Below are 12,918 nucleotides of genomic sequence, written 5' to 3' on the forward strand. Positions count from 1 at the left end.
AACGAGATATTTTATTTTATCTCAAATTAATTAACTTTTTTTAATTCAACATCGAACTTTTTTCATATCAGTGAGTCTACTTATATGAACAGGATTCGAGCGACTGAGAAATCAGTATTACAGATTTAGGAGTAGTCGGCTCGGATGAGTGGACAATATAGTGATCAACAATTAGTTGAGCGAGTACAGCAAGGCGATAAAAACGCATTTAACCTGTTAGTGCTGAAGTATCAAAATAAAGTGATGAGTTTGATTTCTCGTTATATTCGCAACCAAGCGGATGTGCAAGATGTAACACAAGAAGCCTTTATTAAAGCATATAGAGCGTTAGCAAATTTTCGTGGTGAGAGTGCATTTTATACTTGGTTGTACCGCATTGCGGTAAACACCGCAAAAAACCATCTTACTTCACAAGGGCGCAGAGCACCTGCAAACGATGTGGATGTTGAAGATGCAGAATATTACGAAGGTAGTGATGCGCTAAAAGAGTTTGCATCACCAGAGCGTTTATTAATGAAAGATCAAATGAGTAAAGTGATCTTTGATACGCTCGATACATTGCCTGAAGAATTAAAAATGGCGATATCGCTTAGAGAACTAGACGGTATGAGTTACGAAGATATTGCCAATATCATGGATTGTCCGGTCGGAATGCGTTAGATCACGTATCTTCCGCGCTCGTGAAGCAATCGACAAACAGCTCCAGCCTTTGCTGGAAAAGTAACTGCCTTAACGCTAAATAGGTGAATAATGCTTAAATCAAGTCAAGAGTGGGTATCTGCAGCAGTTGATGGTGAAGCCGATGATAAAACATTAGCGCAACTCTCTGCTGACGTTGATTCACATGAACAATGGCAACGTTATCACATGATTGGTGATACGATGCGCGGCGAATTGCCTGAGGCCATTGACTTAGATCTTTCTGCTAACATCATGGCAGCAATTGACCTTGAACCAACAATTATTGCCCCTAAAACTCAGCAAACTGAGCTAGCGGAACATGTTGCCCCAGCAGCTAAAACCAGCAATGTAGTGCCATTTTTCAAACAGTTTGGCCAATATGCTATTGCCGCGACAGTTGCTATGGTCGCGATTGTGGGTGTGCAGTCTTACAATCAAACGAATGATGCAGAGTCACCATTACCGGTATTAACCACACGTCCTTTAGTGGGTACAGTGTCTCCTGTAAGTTATCAAACCGGTACGGTGCAGAATCAGCAGAATTATTCAAACGATCAAGTCATTGAACAACGTCGTCGAATTAATGCTTATATTCAGGACCATATGTTGCAACAGCGCTTGAATCCTGGTGTCGTTATCGACGAAAATAGCAATCAAGATGCTGCGATTAATCCATAATCTGCAGCTAAACCTTGGCTTATCAATTTAGGAGTTAGCTTGCGCCTTATCCTGCTAGCACTGTTAGTTTTAACCTTTTCTACACACGCTGAAGAAGATTTATCTGCAAAAGCTTGGCTTAAAAATTTGAGCCAGGCTATGCGAGATAAGCAATTCAAAGTTTCTATTATTCAACTCCAAGCTGATCATATACGCCCGTTGGTGTATATCCATGGTATTGTCGACAATCAAGAGGTTGCATTGCTTGAATACCTTAATGATCCGCCTAAAAACGCCATTCGTGTTGGTAGTCGAGTTACCTTTATCGAACATGATCAACCCGCGTACAGTGTCAGTGCTCCGCGTATACAAGGGGTGTGGCCTGCGGCTTTAGCTGGCGATATTAGCCAACTGGAGCAAGGTTATCAGTTTGTTATTGGTGGCCGTAGCCGAATCGCTGGACGCCCTGGACAAATGATCCGCTTACTGGCAAAAGATGAAAATCGTTACGATGCGCAAGTTTGGGTCGATATGGAAACATATTTACCGTTACGATTTGACACTTTAAACCAAGAAAAGCAACTGCTTGAACAAACTATGGTGGTTGAGTTATTTGAACTGTCTGAGCCGGCTAATATTTTAATCGAAGCCGCTAAGCAAGATTGGCCAGCAGTGATCAATCAAGCTGAGCGTACTGACGGTAAAAATTGGCAGTTTACTTGGTTACCGCAAGGGTTTGACGTGGTTGTTCGTGACCATCATCGATTGATTGGCATTCATGAACCGGTTGAATATATTGCCTTAACCGACGGTTTAGCAAATGTATCAGTTTATGTTGCTCGCTCCGGCGAAAACCCTTTGCCTAATGAATTACTGACCCGTAACGGTTTATCAATGGTTGTAGTGAAAGTCGGGGGGCTTGAGGTCGTTGCCATTGGCAAAGTCCCCTCTGAAACGCTAGAGCGAATAGCCAACAGTTTGGTATTAAAATAGCCTACCTAAATGGTTAAAGTATGATGGTTACCATGATGCTTTAACCCATTATTTCTTTTTATACTTCCTTTCTTTTTGTCTGCCAGATACCGGCCTAGGTTACTCAAAGGCGCTACGGTGTTATTTCACTTTGTGTTAATATTGAATTATCTCAAGCAATAGGTTTTATTTATGAGCCAATCAACAGCGCCACAATCATCAATGATGGAAGAAATTGCCCGTGTGGTTGATTATCAACAAGGCTGAGCTACTGTGGAAGTTGAATTAAAAAGCGCCTGTAATCATTGTGCGAGTAGCGAAAATTGCGGAACCTCAACCATCGCCAAAGCGTTTTCAGTAAAAACTCAGCGCTTTTCATTACCGGCAAATAAACCTTGCCATGAAGGCGATTTACTTAAAATTGGTTTACCTGAAAGCGTTATCATCAAAGCTGCGGCATTAGTGTATCTATTGCCTTTACTCGGCTTGTTTGTGTTTGCGGCGTTTGGTCACCTCCTTGCGCTAGGATTAGATATAAATACCAATACATCAGCTATGGTGTTTGCGGTCATCGGTGCTTCAATTGCATGGATTATCGGAAAGCGCCTAGCCGCAAAGCTAGAAGCTCAAGCGTCGCCTGTGATCATCGCCTATTTAGGCCAAGAAGTGGGTGTTATTAGTGCTAATCATGGCTAAATAAGCCCTGAGTTAGACTAGTTAACCATAAAATCTAGCTTTAACTAATCCCCGTTCGCACTATAATTACCCCCATAAACATCGTATTTTAACCCTTCTTAGGAGCAAAATAGAGACTATTGCTGAATCTGATTGGTATTGCCACCCTAATCAGGTACAATTTGCCACCTTAATTTTAATCAAATTTAGTAGTAGTCATTGCAGCATAATGAAACACATTAGAAACTTCTCGATTATTGCCCATATCGACCATGGTAAATCAACTTTATCCGATCGCCTGATCCAGGTATGTGGCGGCTTAACTGACCGTGAAATGGCTGCACAGGTTTTAGATTCAATGGATCTAGAACGTGAGCGTGGCATTACGATTAAAGCCCAAAGCGTAACACTTGATTACCATGCAAAAGATGGTAATACCTACCAATTAAACTTTATTGACACTCCAGGCCACGTTGACTTCTCTTATGAAGTATCACGTTCGCTTGCTGCCTGTGAAGGTGCATTATTAGTGGTTGATGCTGGTCAAGGTGTTGAAGCGCAAACATTAGCGAACTGTTACACCGCACTAGACATGAATCTAGATGTTGTACCCGTCCTCAACAAAATCGACTTACCGCAAGCCGAACCTGAGCGTGTTGCCGCAGAAATTGAAGACATTGTTGGTATTGATGCCAAGGATGCTGTGCGTTGTTCAGCTAAAACCGGTATTGGTGTTGATTTAGTTTTAGAAGAAATTATCGCTAAGATTCCTCCACCTGAAGGTGATGAGAACGCCCCTTTACAAGCCTTAATTATCGATTCATGGTTTGACGCATACCTAGGTGTAGTGTCGTTAGTACGCATTAAGCACGGCGTATTAAAGAAAGGCGACAAATTTAAAGTGATGTCGACCGGCCAAAACTACAACGCAGACCGTGTAGGTATTTTTACGCCTAAACAGCAAGATGAACCTGAGCTACGAGCTGGTGAAGTAGGTTATGTGATTTCTGGCATTAAAGAAATCCATGGTGCACCTGTAGGTGACACCTTAACCCATGCTAAAAATGGCGCTGAAAAGCCGTTACCTGGTTTCCAAAAGGTTACGCCACAGGTTTATGCGGGTGTTTTCCCAATCTCTACTGATGAATACGAAAACTTTCGCGATGCGCTAAACAAGTTAAGCTTAAATGATGCATCACTGTTTTTTGAACCTGAAACATCAAGTGCACTTGGTTTTGGTTTCCGTATTGGTTACTTGGGCTTACTCCACATGGAGATTGTTCAAGAGCGTCTAGAGCGTGAGTATAACCTTGATTTAATCACTACAGCGCCTACCGTAGTCTACGAAGTCGTGATGACCAACGGCGATATCGTTTATGTTGATAATCCATCGGATTTACCTGCACTGAACAATATTGAAGAACTGCGTGAGCCAATCGTTGAAGCCAACATCTTGGTGCCTAAAGAGTACTTAGGTAATGTGATCACGCTTTGTGTTGAAAAACGTGGCTCGCAAACCAATATGGTGTATCACGGTAATCAGGTGGCCGTGACGTATCACTTGCCAATGGCTGAAGTGGTTATGGACTTCTTTGACCGTCTAAAATCAACCAGTCGTGGTTATGCATCACTTGAGTACAACTTTATTCGTTTTGATGCTGCCGACATGGTGCGTTTAGATATTTTGATCAACGGCGATCGTGTTGATGCGTTAGCGATGATTATTCACCGCTCTAACATTCGTCACCGTGGTTTAGCACTTGTTGAAAAAATGAAAGAGTTAATCCCGCGCCAAATGTTTGATATCGCGATTCAGGCTGCTGTTGGTAGCCAGATTATTGCTCGCTCAACCATTAAAGCATTACGTAAAGACGTCACAGCTAAATGTTATGGTGGCGACGTGTCGCGTAAGAAGAAACTGCTTAATAAGCAGAAAGAAGGTAAAAAGCGCATGAAGCAAGTCGGTAACGTTGAAGTGCCACAAGAAGCATTCTTAGCGGTACTTAAATTAAACGATTAATAATAATTAATTGATTTAGTTTTTCTAATAACGCCGCGTATTGCGGCGTTATCGTTATTTTTACTATATATTTTGTAACACTCAACAGGGTGAATGTTTGCAAGTGAATCACCATACTGGATTGAGTAACATTGGGTAATTAGCCCGAGCAATGCAAACACCAACATCCTGCAGGAGATAAATCAGTAATGGCAGCCTATTTTTCGCTTATTCTAGTGCTCGTAACCTTAGGTAGTGGTCTTATCTGGTTAATTGATGTGGTCTTTTTTGCGCCGAAACGCCGTGAGAAGCTCGTGTTAGCTCAAGCCAATGCAAGTGAGTTAAGCGAAGATGCCATTGACAAAATCGTTCGTGAACCCATTTTAGTCGAAACCGCCCATTCTATTTTTCCTGTTATCGCGTTTGTGATGATATTACGTTCGTTTATTTATGAGCCATTTCAAATCCCATCTGGCTCAATGATGCCTACACTGTTAGTGGGTGACTTTATTTTGGTTGAGAAATTCAGCTATGGTTTACGCGATCCGGTATGGCGCAGTAAATTAGTTGAAACTGGCGAGCCTGAGCGCGGTGATGTATTTGTATTCAAATACCCTGAAAACCCGAAAATTGACTATATTAAGCGGGTTGTAGGTCTGCCAGGCGACAAGATTATTTACCGTAATAAACAGTTAATGATTCAAGAAGCGTGTGATACGGGCAAAGATTGTGCCGAGCCAAAATTGATTGAACATACAGAGCTTAACCGCGGTGAGTTTAGCCAAAATGACGTGCCATTGATCCGCTTAAATGAGCAATTAGGTGAGGTTAATCATGATATTTTAATTAACCCATCACGCCCTGATTTTAGACAACATTTTTATCCTCAACCAAGCATGCCTGCGGGTGAGTTTTTGGTGCCCCAAGGTATGTATTTTGCCATGGGCGATAACCGAGATAATAGTACTGACAGCCGTTTTTGGGGATTTGTACCTGAAGAAAACCTCGTAGGTAAAGCGGTTGCTATTTGGATTAGTTTTGAATTTGAACGCAGCCCTAATGATTGGCTACCCACTTGGACTCCTACTGGTGTGCGTTTTGAAAGAGCAGGTGGAATACATTGATGGAACCCATAAAAAATTTGCCGCGTTTAAGCCGCACTTTAGGGTATGAGTTTAACAACATTGAGTTGTTGACACAGGCGTTAACACATCGCAGTGCAGCAAATAAGCATAATGAACGTTTAGAATTTTTAGGTGATTCGATTTTATCGATAGTCATTTCTGATGCGTTATATCACCAGTTTCCCAAAGCCACTGAAGGCGACTTAAGTCGTATGCGCGCCACCTTGGTGAAAGGTGACACGCTCACCTTAATTGCAAAAGAGTTTAAACTGGGTGATTACTTATATTTATGCTCTGGTGAGTTAAAAAGTGGTGGCTTTAGACGTGAATCCATTTTAGCGGATGCCGTAGAAGCTATTATTGGCGCCATATACCTTGATGCCGACCTTGAGGTCTGTCGTAAGTTATTACTGACTTGGTATGCCGAACGTTTAGCTAAAATAAAGCCAGGAATTAATCAAAAAGATCCTAAAACGATATTACAAGAACATCTTCAAGGGTTTAAAAAACCATTACCAGACTATCAAGTTGTGGCCGTTGAAGGTGAAGCGCATGATCAAACCTTTACCGTTGAATGCAAAATTAGTGAATTAAACGAGGTTGTCACTGGTGTGGCAAGTTCTAGAAGAAAAGCTGAACAGCTTGCTGCTGCTCAGGTATTGGAGTTACTGAATAAATGACCAAAAAAACAGACTTGCCAGCGGGTACTGAACAAGAACCTAGCTTAGATGAACTGCTGGCAAGGATGAACCAAGCAGCGCCAACTGCCGCCGCACAATATGATGTCACTTATTGTGGCATGGTGGCGATTGTCGGTCGGCCAAATGTGGGTAAATCGACATTATTGAACAAGTTGCTTGGTCAAAAAGTCAGTATCACCTCTAAAAAACCGCAAACGACGCGTCACCGTATTATGGGGATCCATACCGATGGCGCTCAACAAATTGTGTTTATTGATACACCCGGTTTACACATTGAAGAAAAACGTGCCATTAACCGCTTAATGAACCGCGCAGCAGCGAGTTCGTTAGCCGATGTTGCCATGGTTATCTTTGTGGTCGACGGCATGACCTGGACTGCTGACGACGATATGGTATTACAAAAGCTTCAACACCGTAATGACGATCGTAAAATTATCTTAGCCATCAACAAAGTTGATAACATCAAAGATAAAGAGTCCTTGTTCCCATATTTAACTGAATTAGCGAAAAAGTTCGACTTTGACGAAATATTGCCAATATCAGCAAGCAAAGGCACTAACGTTCAGCGTATTTTAGATATGGCGCGCGAGTCGTTACCTGAAGCGCCATTTTACTTCCCTGAAGACTATGTTACTGACCGCTCACAGCGTTTTATGGCCTCTGAAATTGTCCGTGAAAAGCTCATGCGCTTTTTAGGTGACGAGCTGCCATACGATGCGACCGTTGAGATTGAGCAATTTAAAATGATGGATAACGGTGTTTATCAAATTAATGCGCTGATCCTCGTTGAACGTGATGGTCAAAAACGTATGGTAATTGGTAATAAAGGTGAGCGTATTCGCACGATCGCTACCCAGTCACGTCTTGATATGGAAACCCTATTCGACAATAAAGTATTTCTTGAAGTGTGGGTAAAAGTGAAGTCTGGCTGGGCTGATGATGAGCGCGCCCTAAGAAGCTTAGGTTATGGCGAAGACTAAGTCGCCAACCTTGCTGTTTAGCGTTATGTTGTAGGCATGGCCACCATGAAACGTGGCTATGTATTACATCACCGTCCTTTTCGCGAATCGAGTGTGATTGTCAATTTATTGATAGAAGGCGTTGGCCGTGTCGATGCTATAACACGGGTTGGCACAGGTAAGCGCTCAATCAAAAGTATTTTACAACCTTTTCAACCTCTCATTATTCAGTTCAGTGCCCAATCAGAAGCCAAAAATCTCGGTTTAAAAAACATTACTCAAATCGAAGCTGCAGCTCCTGCAATGCCGTTAGTGGGCAATAGTTTGTATTCTGGCTTTTATTTAAATGAGTTATTGGTGCGACTGTTGTCAGTAGAACATCAAGCTGAAGGGTTATTTATAGATTATCACCGCGCACTGATGTCACTTGCCAAAGGTTTTTGCTCTAGTCACTTACGTTATTTTGAAATGGCATTGTTGCTTGAATTAGGCGCTTTTCCCTCACTAAGTTATGACACATTGGGTCATGCATTAGCTACCGATTGTCACTATCGCTTTGTCGCCGAAAGTGGTTTTTTACCTGTGGTACAACATAAAGAAGGTTTTACGAATGGTAAAGGCCAGTTAAGCGGTGCAATGTTAACAGCATTAGCCACACAGCAATTGCAAACAGAGCACCTTAATCAAGCTAAAGGTTTGATGCGTTATTTATTAACCCCTTTACTGGGTAACAAGCCGCTGTTAAGTCGGCAGTTATTTACCAAAAATGCGCAATAAGCTTTTCGTATTATGGCATTAACCAAGTACAATTCATTTTGTACAAGTTAACTCTAAGCTTATCTCTTCGTTTATTAATTTTAAGGAGCTCGGTGTGAGCGGAATTCTATTAGGTATTAACATCGATCACATTGCTACATTGCGTCAGGCTCGTGGCACTAACTACCCTGATCCAATACATGCAGCAGCAGTAGCTGAACATGCCGGTGCCGATGGTATTACGATTCATTTGCGTGAAGACCGTCGTCATATTCAAGACCGCGATGTTTACTTATTAGCTAAAACCCTTAAAACCCGTATGAATTTTGAGTTTGCTGTTACCGAAGAAATGATTGCTATCGCTTGCGAAATTAAACCCGCATATGCCTGTTTAGTTCCTGAAAAACGCGAAGAGCTCACCACTGAAGGTGGTTTAGATGTTGCCGGGCAATTAGACAAAATTTCCTCTGCTGTGACTCGTTTAGCCGCAGAGGGGATTAACGTGTCGTTATTTATTGATGCAGATAAAGCCCAAATTGATGCCGCGGTGGCTGTTGGTGCTCCGTACATCGAAATTCACACAGGCTGTTATGCAGATGCACATACCGATGCAGAACAAGCCCAAGAGTTAGCCCGCATTACTGAAATGGCTAAATATGCGCACAGTAAAGGTTTAGTGGTGAATGCTGGCCATGGTCTGCATTATCATAATGTTAAAGCTATCGCGGCCATTCCGGAATTATACGAGCTTAATATCGGCCATGCCGTGATAGCGCGAGCTGCGATTGACGGCTTAGAAACCGCCGTGCGTGATATGAAAAAGCTGATGTTAGAAGGCCGCAGAGGCGAGTAATGGCAATCGTTGGGATTGGTACCGATATTGTTGAGATAGCGCGGATACATGAGCAGCGTGAACGTTTAGGCGACAGATTAGCTAAGCGGGTACTGACTGTGTCTGAACTGGCGATATACCTGCAGTCTACGCAAGCAGAGCGTTTTTTAGCAAAGCGATTTGCCGCAAAAGAAGCCGCTGCCAAAGCATTAGGCACGGGCATTGGCCGAGGAGTGTCGTTTCAGCATATTCATATTGATAATGATGCTAATGGTGCCCCAGTTATTCGTTTTTCTGATGGCGCACAGGCGCGATTAGTACAACTTGGCGGTAGTAAAGGCTTTATTAGCATTGCAGATGAGCAACATTATGCGGTTGCTACAGTGGTGCTAGAAACCTAAACCGCTTTACTCTGCCATCTTGATTATTTGATTAAAGGCGCATTAGCGCCTTTTTTTGTGCCTTTTAAAAGCAGCTAAACTAGGTTAAATTAACAAGATAACAACAATTAATATAACGAGACTCAAAATGAAATCGGCGGTAGAGCAATTATCAACCTATAAAAGTGTCCACTTAAACCCTAACAATATTCGCACCCATTTTATTGGGGTTCCTATGATTATTTGGTCTGCGTTTTTAATGTTAGGCACGCTAAGAGTCGCGTGGCAAGATTATCAGATCAGTTTGGCAATGGTCGTCACCGTCGTTGTGCTAGCTTATTATATGATGCTACATGTCCGTCTTGCATTAGGCCTAGTACTGTTTATTTTACCGGTTTTGTATACCACTGAACGGGTAGTGCATAGCGCACATCCCTTTGTCATTGCGATTAGTATTTTTGTGATTGGTTGGGTTATTCAGTTTGTTGGCCATAAATATGAAAAAGCCAAACCTGCTTTTATGGACGACTTAAATCAGTTATTAATTGGTCCGTTTTTTCTTATGGCGGAGTTGTACTTTATGTTTGGCTGGGAGAAAAACTTAGAAGCTGAGATTAAACCGATTGCACGCGATAAGCGTCGCGCACTTGAAGCTAAACTTCGTGGCTAGTTTGAACTTAATAAAACAAAAGGCGCATTAAGCGCCTTTTGGGTTTTACTGGGTTAAGTTTGACGATAAAAATGGTTATTCATCGTCATCTTCTACAATAACGTCGAGGTTGCCAGGTAACACCCTGACGGCTTTAATCATATTGTCAGCAACTTCTACGACTTCAATTTGATACCCGGCAATATGTAAACTGGTGCTGGCAGCAGGAATGTCTTCAAGGAACTCGATGATTAAACCATTTAATGTTTTAGGACCATCGATGGGTAGGTTCCATTTCATTTCTTTATTGAGGTCACGGATGTTAATGGTCGCATCAATCAAGAAACTGCCATCTTGTTGTATGTTAATGTCTTCACTCGGGGTCGTGATCATTGAAGTGGTAAAGTCACCGACAATTTCTTCTAAAATGTCTTCTAAGGTTACTAGACCTTGAATATCACCATACTCATCAACCACTAAGCCAATACGCTCTTTATTATGCTGAAAGTTAGATAACTGCACGTTTAACGGTGTGCCTTCTGGAATGAAGTACAGCTCTTTTACGGCGCGCAACAAAGATGATTTACTGAATTGTTCTTTAGACTGTAAGCGCAGAGCATCACGCAAATGAATAAAGCCTACAGCATCGTCAATATTGTCACGGTACACCAGTACGCGGGTGTGAGGGCTTTGTATAACCATTTTATTAATGAGCTTAAAATCATCACTAACGTTAATGGCGTAGATGTCAGCACGCGAAATCATAATATCTTCAACGGTGACTTTTTCTAAATCAAGAATAGACAACAGCATCTCTTGGTGACGCTGAGGGATGAGGGCACCAGCTTCATGCACTACAGTGCGTAATTCTTCCTGGCTAAGTGCATCACTGGTTTTTACTGTTTTAATGCCCATTAAGCGTAAAAAGCCCGAGGTAATTAAATTGATTACCTTAACTAATGGCGACAACAGTACTAATAACCAACCTAATAAAATACTAGATGGAAACGCGATACGTTCTGGATGCAATGCCGCAAAGGTTTTTGGCGTCACTTCAGCAAAGACTAATACCACAAGGGTAAGCACACCAGTTGCAATTGCAACTCCCATATCGCCAAACAAACGCATCCCTACAATGGTCGCAATTGCAGAGGCCAAAATGTTGACAAGGTTATTACCAATAAGAATTAAACCAATGAGTCTGTCGGGGCGGTCAAGCATCTTTAACGCACGTTGAGCACCTTTGTGTCCATTACCAGCAAGATGCCGTAAGCGGTATCGGTTCAGGCTCATCATTGCCGTTTCAGAACCAGAGAAGTAGGCAGAAATCACAATCAATACGAAAAGAAAAATAAGGAGTGCGCTGGTAGATATAGCGTCCAAAAAAGGCCCATTAAAGTACAGTAAAATTAGTGAAAAACACCAATGTATATAATCCTAACAGCCATTATTTATGAATGGCTGTTAGTGTCAAGTTATCTTATTGATGATTCAATGAGATGCGAGTGGTTATCTCAATATTAAATAGCTTAATTAGTTTAATATCAGCTCTTTAACAATCCTTGCGCCAAAGTAGGCTAATGAAAGCAACCCTGCGCCAGATAAACTGTAGATAACCGCGGTACGGATTCTACAGCCTACGGTATATTGTTGCCACAACATAATGGCATAAACGACCCAAGCAACCATTGAGAGCACGGCTTTATGGCCTTTACCGTCAACAAACATATCTTCTAAAAACACAAAACCAGTGATTAACGACAAGCTTAATAATACAAAGCCAATAATAATCAGATGATAAAGCTGCTTTTCTACCGTCATTAACGGTGGCATTGCAGGGCTCATCATCAATTGTTTCTTTTTAAGTTTGTTTTGAATAAACCAAAGTTGAATGGCGTATAACGCTGCAATCATCATGGCGCTATATGCCATCAATGACAATACGACGTGGGCGAGTAGTTCAGGATGTAAATCAAAGTGAGTAATAAACTGCGGCGGCAATAGCCAGAGTAGGGCAACCGACAATACCGAGCAGGCATAAACTACAGGTACCACAACAATCACTTTAAGGCGTGGCATGGTGATGGTAAATGCAAGCGCGATAATCCAGTTAACCAATGAGATAACATTCGTTAGGCTGAAATTTTGTCCATCGAGGGTAAAAATAGCGTTAGACAGTGCAAAGCCATGAAGCACGACGGCAATGCTAGACGCGACCATGACCGCTTTACGGTTTGGACCTTGGGCATGAAACAGCCTACTGGTGACCAAAATTAATGCGACACAATAAAAAAACATCGCTGCAGCTGAAAAAATAACCATTTTAAAATCAACCTATCAAAGTGGTGAACGCGTCGTTGAAAACAGTATATGAATTAATAAAAGCAATAAAATAGCGATCAGAAACTGTAATCCCATTATTTGTCTTAGATTAACATGAACAGAGCCTATTATGGCAGTGACCTGAGGCTCAAAATTTAACAGTATCTTACCCTTAGCGGCAAATAATTTACGTAAACACGATATCAGTTGG

At 41.9% G+C, this 12,918-nt stretch carries 13 protein-coding genes and 1 pseudogene; 12 read left to right on the forward strand and 2 right to left on the reverse strand.

From position 1 onward, the window contains the following. Positions 1-144: 144 nt before the first annotated feature. From rpoE to N4T56_RS02940, 12 genes and pseudogenes are all read left to right on the forward strand, one after another. A pseudogene (gene rpoE / locus N4T56_RS02885) lies at positions 145-724 on the forward strand (RNA polymerase sigma factor RpoE). Positions 725-750: 26 nt separating this feature from the next. Beyond that, positions 751-1,359: a sigma-E factor negative regulatory protein gene (locus tag N4T56_RS02890; RefSeq protein WP_261732149.1), complete on the forward strand. Its 609-nt coding sequence runs from the start codon at positions 751-753 to the stop codon at positions 1,357-1,359. Positions 1,360-1,398: 39 nt separating this feature from the next. Then, positions 1,399-2,331: a MucB/RseB C-terminal domain-containing protein gene (locus N4T56_RS02895; RefSeq protein WP_261732150.1), complete on the forward strand. Its 933-nt coding sequence runs from the start codon at positions 1,399-1,401 to the stop codon at positions 2,329-2,331. A 252-nt stretch (positions 2,332-2,583) separates the two neighbouring features. After that, entirely contained in the window at positions 2,584-3,006 is a 423-nt protein-coding gene (locus N4T56_RS02900; RefSeq protein WP_261732151.1) for a SoxR reducing system RseC family protein, read from the forward strand. Positions 3,007-3,214: 208 nt separating this feature from the next. After that, positions 3,215-5,005 carry a translation elongation factor 4 gene (gene lepA / locus N4T56_RS02905; RefSeq protein WP_188916804.1) on the forward strand — a complete coding sequence of 597 codons (1,791 nt, stop codon included), beginning with the start codon at positions 3,215-3,217 and terminating at the stop codon, positions 5,003-5,005. Between the two features lie 188 nt (positions 5,006-5,193). After that, positions 5,194-6,108: a signal peptidase I gene (gene lepB / locus N4T56_RS02910; protein WP_261732152.1), complete on the forward strand. Its 915-nt coding sequence runs from the start codon at positions 5,194-5,196 to the stop codon at positions 6,106-6,108. Continuing rightward, on the forward strand, positions 6,108-6,788 hold the full coding sequence (gene rnc, locus N4T56_RS02915) for a ribonuclease III (RefSeq protein WP_261732153.1): 681 nt from the start codon (positions 6,108-6,110) through the stop codon (positions 6,786-6,788). Before lepB ends, rnc begins: the two co-directional genes overlap by 1 nt. Next, positions 6,785-7,789, forward strand: a complete 1,005-nt coding sequence (era, locus tag N4T56_RS02920) for a GTPase Era (RefSeq protein WP_188916798.1) — start codon at positions 6,785-6,787, stop codon at positions 7,787-7,789. The genes rnc and era overlap by 4 nt, the downstream gene beginning before the upstream one ends. 45 nt (positions 7,790-7,834) lie before the next feature. Further along, entirely contained in the window at positions 7,835-8,545 is a 711-nt protein-coding gene (gene recO / locus N4T56_RS02925; protein ID WP_261732154.1) for a DNA repair protein RecO, read from the forward strand. Positions 8,546-8,639: 94 nt separating this feature from the next. Further along, positions 8,640-9,377, forward strand: a complete 738-nt coding sequence (pdxJ, locus tag N4T56_RS02930) for a pyridoxine 5'-phosphate synthase (protein WP_261732155.1) — start codon at positions 8,640-8,642, stop codon at positions 9,375-9,377. After that, positions 9,377-9,757 carry a holo-ACP synthase gene (gene acpS, locus N4T56_RS02935; RefSeq protein WP_261732156.1) on the forward strand — a complete coding sequence of 127 codons (381 nt, stop codon included), beginning with the start codon at positions 9,377-9,379 and terminating at the stop codon, positions 9,755-9,757. The genes pdxJ and acpS overlap by 1 nt, the downstream gene beginning before the upstream one ends. Positions 9,758-9,884: 127 nt before the next feature. Then, positions 9,885-10,406 (forward strand): Mpo1 family 2-hydroxy fatty acid dioxygenase, encoded by a 522-nt coding sequence (locus tag N4T56_RS02940; protein WP_261732157.1) that lies wholly within the window; start codon positions 9,885-9,887, stop codon positions 10,404-10,406. 75 nt (positions 10,407-10,481) lie between these two features. On the opposite strand, the gene N4T56_RS02945 is transcribed toward N4T56_RS02940, so the two are convergent. After that, a complete protein-coding gene (locus N4T56_RS02945; RefSeq protein ID WP_261732158.1) occupies positions 10,482-11,768 on the reverse strand; it encodes an HlyC/CorC family transporter in 1,287 nt (428 codons plus the stop codon). A 150-nt stretch (positions 11,769-11,918) separates the two neighbouring features. Continuing rightward, positions 11,919-12,707, reverse strand: a complete 789-nt coding sequence (locus N4T56_RS02950) for a cytochrome C assembly family protein (RefSeq protein ID WP_261732159.1) — start codon at positions 12,705-12,707, stop codon at positions 11,919-11,921. Positions 12,708-12,918: the final 211 nt, after the last annotated feature.

Origin of the sequence: Shewanella phaeophyticola, assembly GCF_025398315.1 — a bacterium.
GTDB classification, from domain to species: domain Bacteria; phylum Pseudomonadota; class Gammaproteobacteria; order Enterobacterales; family Shewanellaceae; genus Shewanella; species Shewanella phaeophyticola.

Excerpts from the sequence above, each read along its gene's own strand:
- N4T56_RS02940 (WP_261732157.1), top strand. The coding sequence starts at position 9,885 with ATGAAATCGGCGGTAGAGCAATTATCAACCTATAAAAGTGTCCACTTA.
- acpS (WP_261732156.1), top strand. The coding sequence starts at position 9,377 with ATGGCAATCGTTGGGATTGGTACCGATATTGTTGAGATAGCGCGGATA.
- lepA (WP_188916804.1), top strand. The coding sequence starts at position 3,215 with ATGAAACACATTAGAAACTTCTCGATTATTGCCCATATCGACCATGGT.
- N4T56_RS02890 (WP_261732149.1), top strand. The coding sequence starts at position 751 with ATGCTTAAATCAAGTCAAGAGTGGGTATCTGCAGCAGTTGATGGTGAA.
- rnc (WP_261732153.1), top strand. The coding sequence starts at position 6,108 with ATGGAACCCATAAAAAATTTGCCGCGTTTAAGCCGCACTTTAGGGTAT.
- lepB (WP_261732152.1), top strand. The coding sequence starts at position 5,194 with ATGGCAGCCTATTTTTCGCTTATTCTAGTGCTCGTAACCTTAGGTAGT.
- era (WP_188916798.1), top strand. The coding sequence starts at position 6,785 with ATGACCAAAAAAACAGACTTGCCAGCGGGTACTGAACAAGAACCTAGC.
- N4T56_RS02950 (WP_261732159.1), bottom strand. The coding sequence starts at position 12,707 with ATGGTTATTTTTTCAGCTGCAGCGATGTTTTTTTATTGTGTCGCATTA.
- recO (WP_261732154.1), top strand. The coding sequence starts at position 7,835 with ATGAAACGTGGCTATGTATTACATCACCGTCCTTTTCGCGAATCGAGT.